A 22,131-nucleotide genomic window follows, 5' to 3' on the forward strand; every position below is an offset into this window, starting at 1 on the left:
TCTCTCCGCCTCGAGACAGATCCGGGCCATCGCTTCGACCGTTTCGACCGGGACTTGCCGCATGCGTTTTTCCCGCGCTCGGCCGAAGCATCACCGGGTCGTGCCCGTCTGGAACCGCGGTTGTCGACCGGATCGGAGAACCTCGGCACGCGTTTGGCGGCGGCGAGAAACAGACGACTCCATCATTTGCGTGTCGGCCGCTTATGCGCCAGCTTGTTACTTCCTCGCGGGCCAGGCCTCACTCTCTGCAACGCCGCAACGGCGAAGCGAATCATCCGCTTCTGCAACGCCGGCACGGCGGCGTCGCCGACTTCGACGGCGAGATCGCCACGGGCGACCATGATGCCATCGGACGCGCAGACGATCTCGTCGAGCGCCGCCACGGCTTCGACGCGCTCGATCTTGGCAATGGTCAGCGCGTGCCCGCCGGCGGCGTGCATCAGTTGCTTGGCCATATACATGTCGGCCGCGCTCTTGGGGAACGAGACGGCAACGAAATCGACGTCGATGCTCGCCGCGGTACGGATATCGTCCATGTCCTTGGCGGTCAGCGCGTGCGCCGACAGACCGCCTCCCTGCCGATTGATGCCCTTGTTGTCAGACAGCTCGCCACCGTGACGAACGACCGTGAAGATCTCCGAACCGAGCACCCGCTGCACGTCGAGAACAATTCGCCCGTCATCGAGCAGAAGAACGCTGCCTGCCGACACGTCGCGGGGCAGGTCCTTGTAGTCAAGGCCAACGCGTTCGGCATGACCCATTTCGCATTTGGCGTCAAGAATGAAGGGCTGGCCTTTTTCCAGCCAGATCTTGCGGTCGGCAAATTTTCCGATACGGATCTTCGGACCCTGCAAGTCGGCGAGAATGCCGACCGGGCGTCCGACGCGAGCCGCCGCCTCGCGGACCAGTTGAGCGCGGTCGATGTGATCCTGCGGTTTGCCATGCGAGAAGTTGAGACGAACGACATCGACGCCGGCGTGGATCATGCGTTCGAGCACATCGGCGTCAGAAGACGCCGGACCGAGGGTGGCGACGATTTTGGTATCTCGGGGCATGGGGGGTTCCTATCTTTTTTTTCTTTGGGGTGTGGTAGCAAGTGCGCTTTCCCGACACTGAATGCTGAATGCGAACCAGGCACGTCAGGCCGCGTGCCCGCCGTTGTCTCGGACAGCTTCGGGCGTCGCCGCGTTCAACCGCGGTTTCGCATCCTGCAGGCGAGCGAGGATGACGGCAGTGGCGCTCGGACGCACGCCACAGCGGGACCAACAAACTCTGGGTGATCGGGGATACGCGTCCGACGCGCACTTTGGCGAAAGCGGTGACCGTGGTCAAGGCTTTCCTGGCACGAACGGGAAGAAATGCAGGGAAGAAGTGCACACTCGACCGGCAGCACGGGGTGGAGCACCGGCGCCAGTGCTCCGACGGCAGGAGCGCAAGATCGACTGCTGCGGACAGCGTTAATCCGCCGGACAAGGGCGGCAAGAAGCTGGCAAGCAGGAGGGACCAAGCAGAAAGATTCTGCCAGGAGTGAAATGGGCGTAAGGGGGGGAAATACGAGAATGAGAGGTGCCCGAAGGCACCTCTCGGTAGCTGTTTAGCGCGCCATTACCTTGATCATCTCCAGCACCTTGCAGGAGTAACCCCACTCGTTGTCGTACCAGGAGACGACCTTGACGAAGGTGCCGTCAAGCGCCATGCCGGCGTCCGAGTCGAACACCGACGTGCAGCTCTCGCCACGGAAGTCAGTGGCCACCACTTTTCGTCGGTGTAGCCGAGAACACCCTTCATCGGGCCTTCCGACGCAGCCTTCATCGCTGCGCAGATCTGCTCGTAGGTGGCGTCCTTGTTCAACTCGACGGTCAGGTCGACGACCGAGACGTCCGACGTCGGCACGCGGAAAGCCATGCCGGTCAGTTTCTTGTTGAGCTCGGGAATGACCTTGCCGACGGCCTTGGCTGCGCCGGTCGAGGACGGAATGATGTTCTCGAGGATGCCGCGACCACCGCGCCAGTCCTTGTTGGACGGGCCATCAACGGTTTTTCTGCGTGGCGGTGGCTGCATGAACGGTGGTCATCAGGCCGCGCTTGATGCCCCAGTTGTCATTCAGTACCTTGGCCACCGGGGCGAGACAGTTGGTGGTGCAGGAAGCGTTCGAAATGATCGTCTGACCGGCATAGGTGCTGTCATTGACGCCAAACACGAACATCGGCGTGTCGTCCTTGCTCGGTGCGCTCTGGATGACTTTCTTGGCGCCCGCGGCGATGTGCTTCTGGCAGGACTCGGTGGTCAGGAAGAGACCGGTCGCGTCCACAACGATATCGGCACCGACTTCGTTCCACTTCAGCTCGGCCGGATCCTTGACTGCGGTCAGGCGGACTTTCTTGCCATTGACGACGAGCGAGTTGCCTTCGACCGCAATGGTGCCCTGGAAACGACGATGCACGGAATCATACTTGAGCATGTACGCCAGGTAATCGGGTTCGAGCAGGTCGTTGATGCCGACGATTTCAATGTCGTCCGAGAAATCTTGCACAGCAGCGCGAAACACCATCCGTCCGATACGGCCAAAGCCATTGATCCCTACTTTGATTGTCATGAAACGGTCTCCTTGAGAAATTACAACACTGTCTTCACGGTCGTGACCACATTGGTTCACCGTGAAACCGAAATAGTCGAACACCTGGCCTGCCGGTGCCGACTCTCCAAAACGATCCGATGCCGATAACGGCGCCGTCGAGTCCGACGTACTTGCGCCAGAAACTGCTGACGCCTGCTTCGATCGCCACTCGCGGTAGCGCGCGTGGCAAAACTGCTTCCCGGTACGACGCCATCCTGGCGATCGAAGACCTCGGCGCAGGGCATCGAGACGACGCGCACGGCGATACCTTCGTCGGCCAGCGCCTGGCGTGCGTCGAGTGCCAGCTTGACTTCCGAGCCGGTGGCGATCAGCAGCGCCTGTGGGTCGGCGCAGTCGGCCAGCACGTAGGCCCCGCGGCGAATCACGTCGGGCGCGACGCCACTGCTCACCGGCGGCAGATTCTGTCGCGAGAGCGCCAGAATCGTCGGCCCGTCGTTACGCTCGATGCCGGCGATCCAGGACAACGGCCGTTCGCTGGCGTCCGCCGGGCGCCAGACGTCAACGTTGGGAATCAGGCGCAGGCTGGCGACGTGTTCGACCGGTTGGTGCGTCGGGCCGTCTTCGCCCAGGCCGATCGAATCGTGCGTATACACCATGATCTGGCGCACTTTCATCAGTGCTGCCATGCGGATCCGCGTTGCGCGCGTAGTCCGAGAAGACCAGGAAGGTCGCGGTCTGTACGATCAGGCCGCGTGCAGGGCGAGGCCATTGGCGATCGCCGTCATGCCGAACTCACGCACCCCGTAGTACAGGTAGTTACCGCCCTCGCCCTTGCTGACTCCCCGGGAACCTTTCCACAGCGTCAGGTTGGAACCCGCCAGGTCGGCCGAGCCGCCGATCAGTTCGGGCAAACGCGGCGCCAGCGCGCTGATCGCGTTCTGCGAAGCCTTGCGGGTGGCGATGTTTTCGGCCCGTCGGCGACCTCGGCAAGCATCTGCGCGACGTCGGCGCCTCCAAGTCGGCAGGCATCTCCTTGCGCACCGCGACGTAACGGAAATCGCCCTCCAACTCTGAAGAAGCGCCGCCTATAGGTGGCGAAACGCTACGATCCCAGTTGTTCTCTGAACGTGCACGCATGGCGCATCCCATGTTCGCGTAGACACCGTCTGGGAATTTCTGAAAGCGCGGTCGGCCATCCATATGAACGCGGCGGCGCGACTGCGGCGCCGCCCCCAGTGTGTCGGCACCATGGACGTCGTGCTGCCGACCCATTGTTTGGCGAACCCTCGCCTGCCTCGTCTTCAGCAGTATCAGCTTCGGCCGGCAGTTTTCGCGAGTGCGGCCCAGCAGCGCCAGGCCGCAAAACGCTGCGCGTATCGTCGGTGATGTCCGGTGTTCGGTGAACAGCCCTGACGAAGGCTGTCGACGATGAGGAAATGCCGCTTGTCGTCATAAGAAGATAGTGCGTCAGCTTGCCAGCCGAGCGTTCCCGCCAACGAGCAGGCTTCATGCGGAGATGGCCCTTACATGTCATCGGCAAGGCCGTCGACGAGGGACGACGTAGGTCGAATGGTTCACGGATTGGTGCCCTGGCAGATTGAAGTCGGCGGCCAGGCACCATGCTCGGCGGCCACCGCCATGCCCAACGGCCGTTGGCAAGCCCCTGCGCAAGCACCGGTCGGTGGTCGTTTCGACACCGGCTGTATGGCCTACTTTCGGGATAGACAGGAGTCCGCGAACGAAAAAACTGCCGGAAGTGTTAAGATCGTCGATTGAGAGGCATAGCCCCGCTGAGATGCAGCAGCGTGTAAGCAACAGGCATCGGAAACCGTGACATTGGAAGGCGAACGGAAACGATCACGCGGGTCGGGCACATGCGGATTGGCCCGGGTTGTGGCGCAGATGGCGGCGCCAAAGAACAGGTCGGCAATTTCGGCCTCCCCATGGCCGTACCGGGGTGACCGGTTGGCTGGTTGCAACCGCGTCCATGGCGAGACGCGAATGGAGTTGGTCAGGGCGAGTAGGAGGCAGGGAACGATGATGGCTGACTGATCCGGAGGAGAGGGTTGGAGCGCATGGGCAAATTATCCGCAAAACAGCAGGCTGCCACCCCGCTGGTCAACCATAAAAGTTGGCTACCAAAGCCGCGGCCGATGCAAACAAAGCAGCCCGCAGGGGCATTTATTAAGTAATAAAACTTAATCATAATCAGAATAAAGTTTAACTTTTAATTATCTATTGCGCCGCCTACACTGGCTGCACCTGGACTTGCCGCGTGCGCACCATGACCACAGACCCTATCGCCAGCGCCCTGCCGCTGGCCGCAGCCGCCGGAGCAGCGCTGCAGGCCGTCATTTTCGACGTTGACGGACGCTGGCCGATACCGAGCGCGACGGCCACCGCCGGGCGTTCAATCAGGCTTTTGCGCAGTGCGGTGTGGACTGGCACTGGTCGGTCAGCGCCTACGGCGAACTGCTGGCGGTGACCGGCGGCAAGGAACGGCTTCGTCCCTTTGCCCACCAGGCACGCAAAACCGAACTGCTGCGCCGGCGGGGCGGCGACGCCTGGCTTGGCCGACTGCACCAACGCAAGAATGAAATCTACCGGCAGCTGCTGGGCGCTGGCACGATCGGCCTGCGGCCCGGCGTGGCGCGCTTGCTCGGCGACTTGCGTGCGCTGGCGTGCGTCTGGCAATCGCCACGACGACGACGCTGTTCGAACCTCGACAGCCTGCTGCTGAGCAAGCTTCGGCGACGACTCGCGTACGCTGTCGAAGTCATCGGCGCTGGCGACGGTCGTCACCGACAAGAAGCCGGCGCCGGCTATCTATCACTGGGTACTGCAGCGGCTGCGACTACCGCCGGTGGCTTGTCTGGCGGTCGAGGATTCGCGGCCAGGATTTCTCGCGGCGCACGCGGCCGGCGTGCCGACGTTGATACCATCAACGCCTATAGCGCAGACACAGACTGCAGCGGCGCGCTGAGCGTCGTCAGCGACCTCGGTGAGCCGGCGTACCGGCGCGCTGCCTTGGCGGCCAGCCGTCAACGACGACGGCTACGTCGATCTCGCGCAGCTGCGCCGCTGGCATCGAACAGCAGCCAGTGAGGCACAGCGCTCGCCGACAAGCGTCCTGGCGGCACACTGAACGAACACGCAAACGCCCTCATCACTCTTATCGACACGGAGACAGAATCATGGACCAATCGAATCGTTACGCCGACCTCAGCCTCAAGGAAGACGAGCTGATCAGCGCTGGCAAACACATCCTGGTGGCTTACAAGATGAAGCCCAAGGCCGGCTACGACTATCTGCAGGCGGCAGCGCACTTCGCTGCCGAGTCGTCGACCGGCACCAAACGTCGAGGTGTGCACCACCGACGACTTCACGCGCGGCGTCGACGCGCTGTGTATCTGATCGACGAGGCCAGCGAGGGAAATGCGCATCGCCTATCCGCTCGACCTCTTTGACCGCAACGTCACCGATGGACGGATGATGATCGTCTCGTTCCTGACGCTGGTGATCGGCAACAACCAGGGCATGGGCGACATCGAGCACGCCAAGATCTATGACTTCTACATGCCCGAACGCGCGCTGCAGCTGTTCGACGGCCCGGCCAAGGACATCTCCGACATGTGGCGGATTCTCGGCCGGCCGGTCAAGGACGGCGGCTACATTGCCGGCACGATCATCAAGCCCAAGCTCGGCCTGCGTCCAGAGCCTTTTGCCAAGGCCGCCTACCAGTTCTGGCTCGGCGGCGACTTCATCAAGAACGACGAGCCGCAGGGCAACCAGGTGTTCGCGCCGATGAAGAAGGTGATGCCGCTGGTGGTCGACGCGATGAAGCGCGCGCAGGACGAAACCGGCCAGGCCAAGCTGTTCTCGGCCAACATTACCGCCGACGATCACTACGAGATGTGCGCGCGTGCCGACTACATCCTCGAAGCCTTCGGAGCCGACGCCGACAAGGTCGCATTTCTGGTCGACGGCTACGTCGGCGGCCCGGGCATGGTCACCACCGCGCGCCGGCAGTACCCCAACCAGTACCTGCACTACCATCGTGCCGGTCACGGCGCGGTCACCTCGCCGAGTTCGAAGCGCGGTTACGACGCCTACGTGCTGGCCAAGATGGCGCGCCTGCAGGGCGCCTCGGGAATTCACGTCGGCACCATGGGCTACGGCAAGATGGAAGGCACCGCCGACGACCGGGCCATCGCCTACATCATCGAGCGCGACGAGTATCAAGGGCCGGCCTACTTGCAGAAATGGTACGGCATGAAGCCGACGACGCCGATCATCTCGGGCGGCATGAACGCGCTGCGCCTGCCGGGCTTCTTCGCCAACCTCGGCCACGGCAACGTCATCAACACCTCGGGAGGCGGCTCGTACGGCCACATCGACAGCCCGGCCGCCGGAGCCATTTCGCTGCGCCAGGCCTACGAATGCTGGCAAGCCGGCGCCGACCCGATCGAGTGGGCCAGGGAGCACCGCGAATTCGCGCGCGCTTTCGAGTCGTTCCCGGGCGACGCCGATACGCTCTATCCCGGCTGGCGCGATAAACTCGGCGCGCATCGCTAGCAGCCCGGGCGGTCGGGACAGCGGGGCAAGGGTCGCATGGCGGCCGGCGCCCCGGGTCACTGACCCCGCCGCAGATCGACGTAGCGCAGAACAGGGACAGGCAATGACCGACAAGGAGCAGTTCAAGGTTCGCGAAGAACCTTTCTATCAGCCGCAGGGCAAGGAAGTCGCGCTCTACGAGGCGGCGTACGCGGCGCGTCTGCCGGTGATGGTCAAGGGGCCGACCGGTTGCGGCAAGTCGCGCTTCATCGAATACATGGCCTGGAAGCTGGCGCGGCCGTTGATCACCGTCGCCTGTAACGAAGACATGACCGCCTCCGACCTGGTCGGGCGCTACCTGCTCGAAGCCAACGGCACGCGCTGGCTCGACGGCCCGCTGACCACCGCCGCGCGCATCGGCGCGATCTGTTACCTCGACGAAATCGTCGAGGCGCGTCAGGACACGACGGTCGTCATCCACCCGCTGACCGACCACCGGCGCACGCTGCCGCTCGACAAGAAGGGCGAAGTGATCCGCGCGCACGCCGATTTCCAGCTGGTGATCTCGTACAACCCCGGCTACCAGAGCCTGATGAAGGACCTCAAGCAATCGACCAAGCAGCGCTTCACGGCTTTCGAGTTCGACTATCCCGATGCGGCGCTGGAGGTCGCCATTCTGGCCAGCGAAAGCGGCATTGATGAAGCCACCGCCGGCCAACTGGTGAGCATCGGCGCCGCTGCCCGGCGGCTCAAGGGGCATGGCCTCGACGAGGGCATCTCGACGCGTCTGCTGGTCTATGCGGCGACGCTGATCAAGGGCGGCGTCGCGCCCGCCGACGCCTGCCGCATGGCGCTGGTGCGACCGATCACCGACGACCGCGATATCCGCGACACGCTGGATCATGCGATCGACGCGGTCTTCGCCTGAGCGCGGTCGCCGAGTACAGATTCAGGCCATGGCCGCTCCCGACAATCCCGCCGCCCCCTCCTGGGAAGAGCGCCTGCACGGCTACCGCGAGCAACTCGCCTGCGGCTTTCCGCAGGTCGCCGAGGTCTTCGAAGAATGCCTGCGCGAGGCGCTCGTCGTACTTTCCGCCAGCGGCCTTGACGCCTATCTCGATACGGCGCGCTTCCTCGGCGGCATGGGCCGCGGCGTCGAGCCGCCACTGCTCTTCCTCGAAGAATGGCCGGCGATCGCCAGGACACTGGGCGAAGACGCCCTGCCGGCAATCAACGCCAGCATGCAGGCGCTCGGCAAATCGCCGAACGCCAGGGCGATCACACCCTTCCTGCAGACGCTGGCCGCAGTCGCTCGCCGACTGCCTGCAGCGCGGCAAATGCAGCGCTACCTGGACCTGACGCAGGAGTTTACCGAGCGCACGACGGGTTCGATCCACGGCATTCATCAGACCTTCGCCAGCCCCGGCTTGCCCGACTTCTTCGCGCAGGCGCCGACGCTGCTCGACAAACTGTCGATCGGCGGGCTGCGCAAGTGGGTCGACTACGGCATCCGCAACTACGCCAATCATCCCGAACGGCAGCGCGATTACTTCAGCCTCAAATCGGCGGACAGCCGCGCCGTGCTGCAGCGCGAGCGCCACGGCACGCTGCTGGTCGACCACCAGCGCTTGCTCGATCTCTATCTGCGCGGCCTATGGGGCGACAGCGCGCTGCTCGTGCCCTATCCGAGCGACGCCGATCAGGCCGCCCGGCCAGCGCCCTACTACGATGCCGACGGTATTCGCCTGCCGGACGTCCTCGACGATGCGCACGGCGTTTCCGGCATCGACCGCTACCGCGCGACGCTGGCGCATATCGCCGGCCACCGGCGCTGGAGCACGCCGATGTTTGCCGACAACTGTAGCCCGATGCAGCGCCTGGCGATTGAGGTCTTCGAAGACAGCCGCATCGAGACGCTGCTGATGCGCGTCTATCCCGGCCTGCGCCGGACCTTCCTGGCGCTGCACCCGGCACCGCGCGCCGACGCCTGCGACCCGGCAAGCACTTCGTGCCTGCGTCATCGCCTGAGCATGTTCTCGCGCGCGCTGCTCGATTCCGAACACGGCTACCACGACGCCGAATTGTTGAAGTTCGTTGGCCACTTCCACGAGACGATGGCGCAGGGTGATTCGAGCAGCGAAGAAATCGCCGACCTGGCGCTCGCCTACATCGCCCGTACCCGCCGTCAGAGCGACCAGTTGGCCAGCGTCCATTTCGCCGATACCGACGTCGGCTATCGCGACGACAACCGCCACCTGTGGCGATTCCACGAACTCAGCGACGACGAGGAGATGTTCGACGAGCCGCGCCCAACGACAGCTGCTACCGACGTCGACCGCCTGCTGCCGCGCCACTACCGCGAGTGGGATTACCAGAGCCAGAGCTATCGGCCGGACTGGGTCAGCCTCTACGAATCGCTGCACCCGGCCGGCGACGCCGGCGATATCGACCGCCTGCTCGAAAAACACGCCGCGCTGGCCCGCCGTCTCAAGCGCCTGCTCGACATCCTGAAACCGCAGGACAAGGTACGCATTCGCTATCGGGAAGACGGCAGCGAACTCGACCTCGACGTCGCCATTCGCTCGCTGATCGACTTCAAGGGCGGCGCCAACCCCGACCCGCGGATCAACATGAGTCACCGTACCAACGGTCGCAACCTGGCGGTTCTGGTCCTGCTCGACCTCTCGCAGTCGCTGGCCGACAAGGTCAAGGTTGGCACCGGCGGTGGCGAGCAAAGCATCCTCGAATTGAGCCAGGAAGCGGTGTCGCTGCTCGCCTGGTCGATCGAACAACTCGGCGATCCCTTCGCCATCGCCGGCTTCCACTCCGACAGCCGCCATGATGTTCGCTACCTGCACCTCAAGGGCTACAGCGAGCGCTGGGGCGACGCCGTCAAAAGCCGCCTGGCGGCGATGCAGGCCGGCTATTCAACGCGCATGGGAGCGGCCATGCGCCACGCCGCACACTACCTGGCGGCGCAGAAGGCCGACAAGAAGCTGCTGCTGCTGCTCACCGACGGCCAGCCCGCCGACGTCGATGTCCATGACGAACGCTTGTTGATCGAGGACGCCCGCAAAGCCGTCGAGGAACTCGACCAGCAAGGCATCTTCACCTATTGCATCAACCTCGACCGCCAGGCCGACGACTACGTCGGCGACATTTTCGGTCGGCGCTATACGGTGATCGACAACATCGAGCGCCTGCCGGAGCGGCTGCCGGAGCTGTTCATGGCGCTGACTCGCTAGCCCTGACGACAACTCGCGCGCCGAAGCGTGCCGACCGGCGAGCAACGACGCGATGATTGTGGGTTGCACGGTGCTCACCGGCTGCTGGCAAACCCGTTCCGCTGATCACCAGGCTGCGCGGCAGTTGGTCGAGCATCGCCGCCGGGCGCGCGTTTAAACTTCAGTCACTGTCGGCACCATCGGCTAGAATCGGCGCAGCGGCTGCAGGCAGAAATCACGACTCCGGCAAGATCCGACGGCGGTGTTGCCGCTTATGGGATCTTTGCGGCCGCCAACGAAGTCGCGGGCAGATACGGCGCGCGTGGGTGCACCAGAGTTCTTGAAGCAGGCCGCCTGCTGCAGCACACCATCACTTTTCCCGAAACACGGCTGTCAGGCTCGTGCGGCAGTCGCCCTCACGCAAGCGAAAGGAACAGCAATGGCACGAATCGAAAAGGACTTCCTGGGCGAGAAGGAACTGCCGGATACCGCGTACTACGGCGTGCAGACGCTGCGTGGCCTGCACAACTTCCACATTACCGGCATCCCGATGTCGGCCGAGCCGTTCTTCGTCAAGGCCTTCGGCTACGTCAAGAAAGCGGCAGCGCTGACCAACCGCAACCTTGGCGTCATCGATGCCAGGATTGCCGACGCGATCATCGGCGCCTGTGACCGCTTGATCGCCGGCGAGATGGACGACCAGTTCGTCACCGACTTCATCCAGGGCGGCGCCGGCACGTCGACCAACATGAACGCCAACGAGGTGATCGCCAACCTGGCGCTCGAAAGCCTTGGCCACCAGAAAGGCGAGTACGAGTTCGTCAACCCCAATGACCACGTCAACTGCGGGCAATCGACCAACGACGTCTACCCGACCGCGTTCAGACTGGCGCTGATCCTGCGGCTGAGCAGCTACATGGACGCCTTGCGCCGCCTGGAAGACGCTTTTCACGCCAAGGGCAAGGAATTCGAGGGTGTCCTGAAAATGGGCCGCACACATCTTCAGGATGCCGTTCCGATGTCGCTCGGGCAGGAATTCCATGGCTGGGGAACGACCATGGGCGAGGAGGTGCATCGCATCGCCGACGTGCGCCAGTTGCTGCACGAGGTCAATCTCGGAGCGACGGCGATCGGTACCTCGGTGACCGCCGCGCGCGGCTACCCGGAAATGGTCACGCGCTGCCTGTCGGACCTCACCGGCATCAAGCTGATCCTCGCCGGCGACCTGGTCGAGGCCACCTCCGACACCGGCGCCTACGTACAGCTGTCGGGTGTCCTCAAGCGTACGGCGGCGAAACTGACCAAGATCTGCAACGACATCCGCCTGCTCGCCTCGGGTCCGCGCTGCGGCTTCAACGAGATCAACCTGCCGCAGATGCAGCCCGGTTCGTCGATCATGCCGGGCAAGGTCAATCCGGTGATTCCGGAGGTCGTGAACCAGACCAGCTTCCTGGTCATCGGCCTCGACCTGACCGTCACGTTGGCCGCTTCGGCTGGCCAGTTGCAACTCAACGTCATGGAACCGGTAATCACCTTCGCGCTGTTTACGTCGATTTTCACGATGGAACACGCGGTCAACAGCCTGCGCGTGAACTGCGTCCGCGGCATCACCGCCAACGCCGAGCACTCGCGCGACATGGTCCTCAACTCGTTGGGCATAGTGACCGTGCTCAAGCAGTCGCTGGGCTACAAGCAGTGCTCTGAAATCGCTCGCGAGGGCTACGAGACGGGCAAGTCGCTGCAGCAAATCGTCGTCGAAGAACGCCAGTTGCTGAGCCAGGAAAAATGGGACGAGCTGTTCTCGTTCGACAACCTGATCCGCGGTAGCGGCGAGAAGTAGCGCGCAGCGCTCGAGGCGCTTCGCAAATGAGCGTCTCGAGCGTTGGCCGCGCCGTGACGGCGCTGCCAGCGCCGCTTCGCCGCTGCTTGCCGGTAGAACGGTGGTCGCCTTTTCCACTGGCCAGTTGCTGGCGCGGCTGATGTTCTGAGCGGTCGTCCGGCGCTCGACGTAGCGAGGTTCCAGCCAAGGTCCAGGAACTTCTGACGACTGTCGCGGTTCGTAGAATGGTCCATTGACCGGCGTTGATGGGCTACCGATACTCGCCTGAGCTGGTCGACGAAGTCTTGCCTGGCAATTTGCCGGGACCGCGTCGCTTGGCTGCGGCCACCTTGCTCAAGCGCCCGGGCACTTGCCCGAAGTCCGCACGCCGCGCTGGCGGACAGGCCCCCTCGGGCGGTGGCCACCTTTCCAATCAGACGCCAATGCCGGGATTTCCCCGGCTTGCTGCGTCTTTACCAGCGCTGTCGTTACCATAACCATAATTTGGCAGCGTGTTGTCTTGGGGGCCACAGTCCCCGTCAAAGGAGAAGTCAAATGAGAAAGCATCCCGGATCGCTCGCGATAAGCGCCATGGCAGTGCTCGGCGTGAGCGCGCTCAGCTTGCCCAGCGGCGACGCGATGGCCGCTAACAGAATATTTCCGCTGCATATCGAGAACCGTTTGAGCCAGCCGGTGACCTTCAAGATCAGTAGCGATGGGCATAGCTGCTACGAGGGACAACCGGCAATCGGTGGCAGCATCGGCCCGCTTGCCAGTGGCGCTAAAGCGACGATCACGCTGGCGCGGGTCCAGGGCCATGGCTGCGACGGCCGGAACGGCTATTTCGTCCTCGAGGCCAGCGATCCGCGATTCAAGGGCGATGGCCAGACCTTCACTTTCGACAATGCCGGTACCCTTGCGGCGCTGAACGTCCCGAACAGCTTCAACGGCAGTCTGAGCGCGACGAGTGCGACTGACGAGAGTTATACCTGGAGCATCGGCGAGGTGGATAGCCGCTTGAGCAAGCCTCGTGATGCCCAGCTGACGCAACCCAAGAACCCGATCGCCAACGATTCAGGGGCCTGGGGGCCGACGGCTCGCGTTGAATCCTTTCCGTTCCTCAATCAGCCGCAGCTCGGTCTATGGGGCAATTTCTACGACGACTGCGTGGGCATCGAACTGTTCCACCCGCAGCACGTCATCAGGCTGCCCAACAAGGACGGTCGCGCATACTTCGTGGTTGCGCAATCACGCGCCCATAACGGCTGGATCTCGGTGCTCGAAACCGACCCCGGGGTAGTCGACCCGGCGACCGATCTGATTGTCTCCCAGGATCCCAACAAACCGATCGGCAAGTACATCTGGCAGGATCTCTACCGCTGGAAGGACCAGGTTCCGAACCCGGTCGGCAACTGGAACCACCCGGGCAAGATGGATCAGATCGGTGGCGTCCTGGTCGTCGCCGCGCAGAACTGGGGCGAAAGCGCGCCCTGCTTCTATGGCAAGGGCGAGTCTGTCGACAAGGTGCTCTTCTACGACATCCGCGATCCACGACAGCCGCGCTACTGGGGGGCGATCGAGGCTGCCGCCCTCGGCGTTGGCGAGATCTCGACCGTCGGGCTGGTGCGAACGCCCAACAACGACTATCTGCTCTCGGTCGGCGGCAACGGCACCTACACCACCTGGACAGCACGCGAGATCAGCCCCGACATCACGAAGTGGACGCGTATACAGCCCAATAACTCGTCGTTCTCGGGTCAACACGGCATGAATTTCAACAGCTATCAAAAGAGCACCGTGATCTCGGACAAGTCGGCTCCGGCGGGCGTCGAGAGGGTGATGTATTTCGATTCTGCCGCCAAAGACCAGGCCGTCGGCTTTAGCGAGTTTTCCTATGACCCATCGTCACGGATGCTGGCTCCCGTCGGCGGCAAGTCATTTCAGGTTAGCCTGATCGGCGCCCTGCGCGTCTGGGACTCGGACTCGGTGTACATCTCCACCAGGGGAATGCCAATCATCTATACGATGAACTCCGACAAGGGAGAGAACGGCAGGCTCTATCAGGTACACATGCCGCAGTAGCTCATGATGGCGGGGCCTTGTCGCTCGCGGAGTCCGTTCGCTGGACCGGGCGCCGGATGAGGCTCGGCCAGTAACTCCGGGAAGAAACAGCGGCACAGCACAAGGTATGGCGAGCAGAAGCGTCCGCGGCCGACCGACGCCCGTCAACTCCCTTAGCCCGCACGGTGACGAAGCTCTCCGCTTGAGTCGCCTTGGGCCGCCGTCACGCAGCCCCCAGCGGACCGACGTCCAGGGCGTCATGGGGCGATCATCTGTAATATGGCCATCCCGTCCCGGCGCTCTCCACCCATGATGACTGAAAGACACGACAGCATGCGCACCGAGCTTCACCATGTCGCGGGAATCTTCACGACCCGGCTGGTGCAGCATTTGCACAATGGGCGGCGGCTGGTCTTCTTCTCAAGGCGGGTTCGCAAGGCGCTGCCGCCGGTTCAATTGGCCAGCGACGGCAGCGCCATTGCCGCGACGCCGGCAGCCAGTCCCTGGCTGCAGCTGTGGGCACCGCATCGCCTCGCGTGGTGGATCGCCGTGCTGTTCATTGGCGGCTCGGCGTGTTTCGCCGTCGCCAGTTTCGCATCGAACTGGCCGCAGCAGGTCCCGGCCTGGCTTGGCGGCAGCCGCGCTATCAACACAGTGTTCTTTGTCGGCTCGCTGTTCTTCACCAGCGCCGCTTGGCTGCAGCTACTGGAAGCGATCAATGGTGATGTGGCGGATATTGGAGTCTCGGCGGCGAAGGATCAGCGCGCCTGGCGCTGGTTTTCCTGGAAACCACGCAACGCGGGCTACAGCGCCAGCCTTGTACAGTTCGTGGGAACGCTGCTGTTCAACTTCAACACCGGCGATGCGATGATCGCGGGGCTGGCCTGGTCGGCCGAGGATCTGCTCGTCTGGGCTCCGGATGTGATCGGCAGCATCTGCTTCCTGGTCGCCAGCTATCTGGCGCTGGTGGAGGTTTCACACCGTTTCTGGTCGTGGCAGCCGCGACAGTTAAGCTGGTGGATCGTAATGCTCAATCTGCTCGGCTCGATGGCTTTGATGGTCGCCGCCGTAGTCGGCTTCGTCGTGCCGTCTAGCGGCAACGCCGAGTGGCTGTGGGGCGCCAACTTGTTCACCCTGATCGGTGCCGTCTGCTTTCTGCTGGCCAGCTACCTGCTGATCCCCGAACTGTTCGGTGCCGATAGCCAGCCCGGCGCCGTCGCTAGTTCGTGATGTACGCGGTGTAGGCCTGCCAGGCGGCGACCACCGCCAGGATCAGGAAGAAGGCGCCGCTGATCCGGTGCAGGAGGACCAGGGGAATCTTCTGCAGGATCGTACGACCGGCCAGGATTCCCAGCGCAGAGGTGGCGGCCAGCGCTACCGTGGCGCCGATCCAGACGCCTGCGGCGGCGTGCGTGCTGCTCAGGGCGACGACGGCGAGCTGCGTCTTGTCGCCAAATTCAGCGACGGTCAGCAAGACGAAGGTCGTAAAAAAAATGCCGTGACCACTTTTCTCCTCGACTTCGTCGTCGCCTTCATCGTCTTTGGCGCGCAAGGCATGGACGCCAAAAACGGCAAACAGGATCGCCACGATGGCGCCGACGAAGTATGGCGGTAACCAATTGGCAATGGCTACACCGAACACCACCGCCAGCGTATTGAGCAAGGAAAAGGCGGCCAGCGCGCCGAGCATGACCGGCGCAGGCCGGTGCCTGGAGGCCAGCGTCATGCACACCAACTGGCTCTTGTCGCCGATTTCGGCGACCGCGATCAAGGCAAAGCTGGTGGCCGTCGTGGCTGACAATTCGACGACGTTGGCCGTGCTCAGCCATGCTGAAAAAGACTCTAGAAGACTCTGGTCCATCCTGGTATCCGGAAATATCCCCGGGATGGTATTGGCAACGATCACCACGACCTTGCTGCTCAACACCCCGAGCGGAGCGCGAGTATAACCCGCCTGCGTAAGTCATAAGGCATGTTGACGGCACACCATGACGGCACCGCAACGGCCGAGCGGGGATCCGTGACCGCGCCCGGCGACGCGACCACAGGGCGGCGCCAGCAAAACCTCAATGACTTCGCGGCGCGACGCGCAAATTTGTCGGAGTTTCTCGCGGCGACGCGCAGGAGATCACAGTCGGCTCGCTCGATGCACGTAGAAGCTTACCGGTGCCGAAGTAATGAGCACCTTGCCGGCGCGGTCGATTACCGAGACCTGCAGCTGATGCTCGACGCTGTCCACCGCCGCCATCTGCCATTCGGCGGCGCTGACGTCGAACTGCAGTGTGTTGCGTGTGGCGGGGAGTGGCGTTTTGTCGAGGATGACGACGATGGCATTGCCATCGCGAACTTTCAAGGCGGGCTCGATTGCCAGCTGAACAGCGATCTGGCCGGTATTCGAGTGCACCGTACCGCCGTTTGCCGGCTGGCTGACGCTCAGCGACTGGTAAGGCACGACCACCGCCGCGGCCTCGGCCGGTGCGGCCGGCGCCGGCGCTGCGGCCGGTAGAGGATCGCCAACGTTGAGCGGCGGTAGCGTCAACTCGCGCGCGCCCGCGCTCGGCAGATCCCTGCCCTGGCTCGGCAGGTCCGAAAAGACCGGGCCGTCCTTGCCACGCGTTTCGTACACGGGTTGCGCGGCGGCGGTCGCCGCGATGACAGCTCCCAGGAAGAAGCAATGAATGATTTTCATGTCCGTCGTCCAGTGGTGGGGTGGCGTGTGGTCTGTTGCGAAGGCGAATATAGCATGCACCGACAGTCATTCGTCGAGCGCAACTGCTCGCCCAACAGGCTGCGCGCGAACACTCGATGCGCACGCAGCCGGCTTTGCTAGGCACTTGCGGCGCCAGCAGAAATGCCCGCCCGGGCGTGGCCAGCGATGGCCAGCAATCGGCGATGTCGATGCTCCTGCATGGCATTGACCACTTGCCGATCACGGCGCTATAGTCGCGCCTGAAAAATACGCGGCCGAACCCCGCCTCGTCCCCTGGCGATCGGCAAGAGCGTCCCCGAGAAGAAAAGATCTGGTCCAGAATGAAGTGGCTCCGCTCGGCGTCGGCAGCGGTCAGCCGACGGGTCGACCAAAGAACCAGCGACAATTGATTGAGGCCCGGGAGCCAAACCATGTCGACCAAAGCGGCCGTTACCGACACCCCACCCCCATCCAGCAAGATGCGCCTGGTGCGCGACTTGCTCGCGCCCTACCACCGCTGGCTGCTGGTGATCTTCGCGGCAATGCTGGTCGAGACGGCGATGTCGCTGGCCGCGCCGTGGCCGCTCAAGGTCATCCTCGACAACGTCGTCGGCGACCACCAGCCACCGCACTGGCTCGACGCGATGCGTTTCATCGACCTCGGCGGCGACAAGATGGAACTTGCTGCCGTTGCTGGCGCCGCCGTCCTGCTGATTGCCGTGTTCAACGCCATTGCCAGCTATATCGACAATTACTACACCGAGAGCGTCAGCCAGTGGGTCGCCCACGACCTGCGGATGCGCGTGTATGACCATTTGCAGCGCCTGTCGCTGGGCTACTACGACACCCACCAGACGGGCTCGATCCTGTCTACGCTGACCGCCGACGTGAAGACCATCCAGGGCTTCGCTTCATCGGGAACACTGAGCATTCTGGTCGATCTGCTGAGCATCGTCGGGATGCTGGGAATCATGTTCTGGCTCGACTGGGACTTCGCGCTGATCGCCGTCGGCGTAACGCCCTTTCTGCTGATGTTCGTGGCGCGCTTCAACCGCGCCGTCAAGACCGCTACGCACGCGGTCCGCCGCTACCAGAGCGACATCGTCGCCTCGGTGCAGCAGGGGCTCGAGTCGGTGCGCATCGTCAAGGCCTTCGGCCGCCAGGAGCTTGAGGCGAGCCACCTCGCCACCGCCAGTCACGCGACGGTAGATGCGGCGCTGCAGGCGCGGCGGGTCAAGTCGCTACTCTCGCCGGCGGTATCGATCACCGTCGCGGTGTGCACCGCCTACGTTCTCTGGCGCGGCACCGGCCTGGTGATGGCCGACCTGATGACCGTCGGTTCGCTGACCGTTTTTCTCACCTATCTGAGCAAGTTCTTCAAACCCGTGCAGGACCTGGCCAAGATGAGCAACAGCATCGCCCAGACCACCGTCGGCATCGAACGTATCCAACTGATCCTCGATACCGACGACTCACTGCCCGAGAAAGCAGACGCGCGCGACCCCGGAACGCTGCGTGGCGAGATCGTTTTCGAGCATGTCGCTTTCGCCTACAACGCTGACGCCCAGGTCCTCAGCGACGTCGTCTGCCGCATCGCGCCGGGGCAACTGGTCGGCGTCGTCGGCCCTACCGGCGGCGGCAAGTCGACGGTGGTCAGCATGATCCCGCGCTTCTATGACCCAACCAGCGGCGTCGTGCGCATTGATGGCGTAGACGTTCGCGACTACGATCTGCAGGCGCTGCGCCGGCAGATCGGTTTCGTCCTCCAGGACACCGCGCTGTTCCACGGCACGGTGCGCGAAAACATCGCCTACGGGCGGCCCGGCGCGAGCGACGAGGACGTTGCCGAGGCGGCGCGACTGGCCAACGCCGACGAGTTCATCGCGCGCATGGCGCACGGCTACGACACCATGGTCGGCGAGCGCGGCATGACGCTCTCGGGCGGCCAGCGGCAGCGCATCGGCATCGCCCGCGCGGTCATCCGCAATGCCCCGATCCTGATCCTCGACGAGCCGACGGCGGCGCTCGACACCGAGTCCGAGAAACTGGTGATCGACGCCCTCGAGAAGCTGATGAAGGGCCGCACGGTATTGACCATCGCCCACCGCCTGTCGACTATCCGCCACGCCGACACGATCATCGTCCTCAAGGGCGGCGTCGTTGCCGAGCAGGGCAATCATTCCGAGTTGTTGGCGCTCGGCGGCGTCTATGCCGAGCTCTACCAGGCCCAGGGCCAACCCGCGCCGCCCGCTGGCGCCTAGTTTTCGGAGTCCATACGCATATGCACCGCTCACTGATTGTTCTCCCCGACGACGGTGCACAGCCGATAGTCGACGCCATCGCTGCAGCCAGGGAGTCGCTACGCATCAAGATCTTCCTGTTCTCGGACCCGACGCTGCTGGCGGCGGTGATCGACGCGCAGCGCCGCGGCGTCAAGGTGCGGGTGATGCTCAATCCCGCCCGGCGCAGCGGCGAGGTCGAGAACGCGGCGACCCGCGAGGCACTGCAGGCCGCCGGCGTCGAAGTCGCCGACAGCAATCCGGCCTTCGACATCACGCACGAGAAGTCGATGGTCGTCGACGGCGAGACGGCACTCGTGCAGTCACTCAACTGGGATACCGAGAACCTGACGGTGACGCGTGACTACGGCGTATTCACCGCACACCGGCACGAGGTGGACGAGATCGTCGAGTGCTTCGACGCCGACTGGAAGCGCGAGCCCTTCGAGCCCGGTGAGGACTCGCACCTAGTGTGGTGCAACATCAACGGCCGCAACCGCATCGCACGTTTCATCGATGCCGCGCAGGAAACACTGTTCCTGCAGAACGAACGCTACCAGGACGAGGTGATCATCGAGCGCCTGGTGCGCGCGACCCGCCGCGGCGTGCAGTTGCACGTGCTGGCGCGCCCCGCGCACACGCTCAAGACCGGCAAACTCGTCGAGGGAATCGAGGGGCTGCGCATCCTGCAGGATCTCGGCGCCAGGATACACAAACTGCACGGACTCAAGCTACACGCCAAGATGATGCTCGCCGACGGCAAGCGGGCGATCATCGGCTCGATCAACCTCGCCCCCGGCAGCTTCGACAGCCGGCGTGAACTGGCCATCGAGGTGAACGACGAGGCGGTCGTTGAGCGCGTCCGGCACGTCGCGCATCACGACTGGAGCAATTCGCGGCCGCTCGACCTCTCGGACGAAGGGCTGCTCGCCGACCTCGAGGCGAGCAAAGCCGACGTCGCCGAGATGCTGGCGCTGAACGACGGCAAGAACAAGGACAATCACAGGCATAATGGCGGCCATAATCACGGTGGCCACGGTGGCCACGACGGCTGCCGCTGAACCGCATCGAGGCCAGCGTCAGGGCCGCACACGACAAGGTCAGCAAGAATTATCAAGCGGCACAGACCCGCCGCAACCTATGCGGGGCACGTAAACACGGCACGCTGTACACTCCGCGTAACACCCACAAGCTGAAGGAGAATGTTTCATGAGTAACCTGGTAGTAATCGCCTACGACGATCAATTCAAGGCTGAAGAAGTCCGCACCATGCTGCGCAAGATGCAACAGGAATACCTCATCGATCTCGAAGACGCCGTGGTCGCCGTCAAGGATGACAAGGGCAAGGTGAAGCTGCACCAGATGTACAAACTCGCCGCCGCCGGCGCTTTGAGCGGCGGTTTCTGGGGCGCCCTGATCGGCCTCATCTTCATGAGTCCGCTGCTCGGCATGGCCGTTGGCGCGAGCGCTGGCGCGGTCAGCGGCGCGCTGACCGACGTCGGCATCAACGATGATTTCATGAAGCATCTCGCCGCGTCTTTCAAGAACGGCACTTCGGTACTCTTTGTCCTGGTGCGCAAGGCGACTCCCGACAAGGTGCTGGCCGAACTGCAGGGTACTGGCGGCAAGGTCATCAAGACTTCGCTGACGCACGCCGAAGAAGAGAAACTGCAGGCCGTGCTCAGCGCGACCAGGGAGCCGGCTGTCGGCTGAACCAGCGCCGGCGCTGCCCGTCTCTCCGGAGCGGGCAGCCATGGCCGCCCGACGAGGTGAATAAACATGGATCTGAGCGTCTATCATTGGCTGCTGATCGCCGCCTTCGTCGGCATCGTGATCTGGGTGTTCGGCCGCAAGCGTAAAGCGCGTTTCGAGAACGAGGCGCGGATTCCTTTCGAGGAAGACAAGAACTGACGCTGGCAAACCAGGAAGGCGTCGCGCTGCAGCGACGGCGCAGCCGCCGAGACAAGCGAAATTCAAGCGAAACCGGCGCGTCGCAAACACATGGGAGCAAGCGCTCCGTTGACCGTGATTCAAGCAAATCAGGAGGATGTTTAATGAGCAAGCTGGTAGTAATTGCCTACGATGACCAATTCAAGGCCGAAGAAGTACGCACGACGCTGCGCAAGCTGCAGCATGACCATCTCATCGACCTAGAGGAAGCGCTCGTCGCGGTCAAGGACAATGAGGGCGAGGTAAGCCTGCTGCAGATGTACAAGCCGGCAGCCGAACCGACGCTTCGCAAGGGCTTCTGGAACACGCTGGTTGGTGCCATCGTGATGAACCCGGTTCTTGGCATGGCGACCGACGCGCGCGGCGGGGCCATCAGAGGTGCGCTGGCGGGCGCCGGCGTCGACGACGAGTTCCTGAAGAATCTCGCGGCAACTTTCCAGAACGATAGCTCGCTCCTCTTCGTGCTCGTCCGCCACGCGACTCCGGGCAAGGTGCTGGCCGCGCTGCAGGGGACCGGCGGCAAAGTCATCGACACCACCTTGTCGCACGAAGAGGAAGCGACCTTGCAAGCCGCACTCGACGGCTAGCTGAGAGCCGGGAGGCGGGAGCCGGGCTTCGCGAAGCGGCCGCAACAGCCAGCTGGCTGCGCGTCTCGGCTCCCGCGCTTGCTGCAAATGGCAGATGGCTGAAGCCACTGCCAGCGCTTCAGCAGTTCATCACCGCCACCCTCCCCGCTGCTTGCCGAGTCGTTAATAGCACTTGCAGTCAATGACCGACGCGCCCATGGCTCTGCTGTACACTCGCCCCAGAGCAAGGGCGATCACCGCCCCGTACGCGCAGCGACCCGCCGCTTCGCCAGGGCAATTCGCTGGCGCCAGGATCGCCACTTTTCTGCTGGCGATTCTCCTGGGCGTCGTCGCGCCGCCGCTGCTGGCCGACGCGCCGTCGCGCAACGTCCTCGTGATCTATGCAAACGG

15 protein-coding genes and 4 pseudogenes are annotated in these 22,131 nt (G+C 63.5%); 12 read left to right on the top strand and 7 right to left on the bottom strand.

Annotation, left to right across the window (positions count from 1 at the left end):
- Nucleotides 1-266: 266 nt before the first annotated feature.
- The 5 genes and pseudogenes from QZ656_RS03670 to QZ656_RS03700 all read right to left on the bottom strand — a co-directional run.
- Nucleotides 267-1,055: pseudogene (locus QZ656_RS03670) on the bottom strand (pyruvate kinase); the annotation flags it as partial.
- 539 nt (nucleotides 1,056-1,594) lie between these two features.
- Nucleotides 1,595-2,596, bottom strand: a pseudogene (gap, locus tag QZ656_RS24040) (type I glyceraldehyde-3-phosphate dehydrogenase).
- Nucleotides 2,597-2,652: 56 nt separating this feature from the next.
- Nucleotides 2,653-3,027, bottom strand: coding sequence for a transketolase C-terminal domain-containing protein (locus QZ656_RS03690; RefSeq protein ID WP_291992616.1), 375 nt, complete (start codon nucleotides 3,025-3,027; stop codon nucleotides 2,653-2,655).
- Nucleotides 3,028-3,090: 63 nt separating this feature from the next.
- Nucleotides 3,091-3,489 (bottom strand): annotated as a pseudogene (locus QZ656_RS03695) (transketolase); the annotation flags it as partial.
- A gap of 619 nt (nucleotides 3,490-4,108) precedes the next feature.
- A complete protein-coding gene (locus QZ656_RS03700; RefSeq protein ID WP_291992127.1) occupies nucleotides 4,109-4,393 on the bottom strand; it encodes a hypothetical protein in 285 nt (94 codons plus the stop codon).
- Nucleotides 4,394-5,426: 1,033 nt separating this feature from the next.
- Here QZ656_RS03700 and QZ656_RS03705 point away from each other — a divergent pair.
- The 7 genes and pseudogenes from QZ656_RS03705 (at nucleotide 5,427) to QZ656_RS03735 (ending at nucleotide 15,466) form a co-directional block, all read left to right on the top strand.
- Complete coding sequence (locus tag QZ656_RS03705; RefSeq protein WP_291992617.1) at nucleotides 5,427-5,561, top strand: hypothetical protein; 135 nt, start codon at nucleotides 5,427-5,429, stop codon at nucleotides 5,559-5,561.
- 298 nt (nucleotides 5,562-5,859) lie between these two features.
- Nucleotides 5,860-7,153: pseudogene (locus QZ656_RS03710) on the top strand (ribulose-bisphosphate carboxylase).
- A gap of 103 nt (nucleotides 7,154-7,256) precedes the next feature.
- Nucleotides 7,257-8,060 carry a CbbQ/NirQ/NorQ/GpvN family protein gene (locus QZ656_RS03715; RefSeq protein WP_291992128.1) on the top strand — a complete coding sequence of 268 codons (804 nt, stop codon included), beginning with the start codon at nucleotides 7,257-7,259 and terminating at the stop codon, nucleotides 8,058-8,060.
- 28 nt (nucleotides 8,061-8,088) lie between these two features.
- Nucleotides 8,089-10,377 carry a VWA domain-containing protein gene (locus tag QZ656_RS03720; protein ID WP_291992129.1) on the top strand — a complete coding sequence of 763 codons (2,289 nt, stop codon included), beginning with the start codon at nucleotides 8,089-8,091 and terminating at the stop codon, nucleotides 10,375-10,377.
- A 418-nt stretch (nucleotides 10,378-10,795) separates the two neighbouring features.
- Nucleotides 10,796-12,196 (top strand): aspartate ammonia-lyase, encoded by a 1,401-nt coding sequence (locus QZ656_RS03725; protein ID WP_291992130.1) that lies wholly within the window; start codon nucleotides 10,796-10,798, stop codon nucleotides 12,194-12,196.
- Between the two features lie 534 nt (nucleotides 12,197-12,730).
- The gene (locus tag QZ656_RS03730) at nucleotides 12,731-14,257 is read left to right on the top strand and encodes a hypothetical protein (protein ID WP_291992131.1); all 1,527 of its coding nucleotides are present in this window, start codon (nucleotides 12,731-12,733) and stop codon (nucleotides 14,255-14,257) included.
- A gap of 288 nt (nucleotides 14,258-14,545) precedes the next feature.
- On the top strand, nucleotides 14,546-15,466 hold the full coding sequence (locus tag QZ656_RS03735) for a hypothetical protein (RefSeq protein ID WP_291992132.1): 921 nt from the start codon (nucleotides 14,546-14,548) through the stop codon (nucleotides 15,464-15,466).
- On the opposite strand, the gene QZ656_RS03740 is transcribed toward QZ656_RS03735, so the two are convergent.
- Both QZ656_RS03740 and QZ656_RS03745 read right to left on the bottom strand, forming a co-directional pair.
- Nucleotides 15,456-16,097 (bottom strand): TMEM165/GDT1 family protein, encoded by a 642-nt coding sequence (locus QZ656_RS03740; RefSeq protein WP_291992618.1) that lies wholly within the window; start codon nucleotides 16,095-16,097, stop codon nucleotides 15,456-15,458. The genes QZ656_RS03735 and QZ656_RS03740 overlap by 11 nt on opposite strands.
- Nucleotides 16,098-16,364: 267 nt before the next feature.
- Nucleotides 16,365-16,925, bottom strand: a complete 561-nt coding sequence (locus QZ656_RS03745) for a hypothetical protein (RefSeq protein WP_291992133.1) — start codon at nucleotides 16,923-16,925, stop codon at nucleotides 16,365-16,367.
- A 431-nt stretch (nucleotides 16,926-17,356) separates the two neighbouring features.
- On the opposite strand from QZ656_RS03745, the gene QZ656_RS03750 reads away from it, so the two are divergent.
- The 5 genes from QZ656_RS03750 (at nucleotide 17,357) to QZ656_RS03770 (ending at nucleotide 21,741) form a co-directional block, all read left to right on the top strand.
- A complete protein-coding gene (locus QZ656_RS03750) occupies nucleotides 17,357-19,186 on the top strand; it encodes an ABC transporter ATP-binding protein (RefSeq protein ID WP_291992134.1) in 1,830 nt (609 codons plus the stop codon).
- A gap of 20 nt (nucleotides 19,187-19,206) precedes the next feature.
- Nucleotides 19,207-20,265 carry a phospholipase D-like domain-containing protein gene (locus QZ656_RS03755; protein WP_291992135.1) on the top strand — a complete coding sequence of 353 codons (1,059 nt, stop codon included), beginning with the start codon at nucleotides 19,207-19,209 and terminating at the stop codon, nucleotides 20,263-20,265.
- A 148-nt stretch (nucleotides 20,266-20,413) separates the two neighbouring features.
- A complete protein-coding gene (locus tag QZ656_RS03760; RefSeq protein ID WP_291992136.1) occupies nucleotides 20,414-20,917 on the top strand; it encodes a DUF1269 domain-containing protein in 504 nt (167 codons plus the stop codon).
- 66 nt (nucleotides 20,918-20,983) lie between these two features.
- Complete coding sequence (locus tag QZ656_RS03765) at nucleotides 20,984-21,115, top strand: CcoQ/FixQ family Cbb3-type cytochrome c oxidase assembly chaperone (protein ID WP_291992137.1); 132 nt, start codon at nucleotides 20,984-20,986, stop codon at nucleotides 21,113-21,115.
- 143 nt (nucleotides 21,116-21,258) lie between these two features.
- Nucleotides 21,259-21,741, top strand: coding sequence for a DUF1269 domain-containing protein (locus QZ656_RS03770; RefSeq protein WP_291992138.1), 483 nt, complete (start codon nucleotides 21,259-21,261; stop codon nucleotides 21,739-21,741).
- The last annotated feature ends 390 nt before the right edge of the window (nucleotides 21,742-22,131 follow it).

Source organism: Candidatus Accumulibacter sp. ACC003 (assembly GCF_907163085.1).
GTDB lineage: Bacteria > Pseudomonadota > Gammaproteobacteria > Burkholderiales > Rhodocyclaceae > Accumulibacter.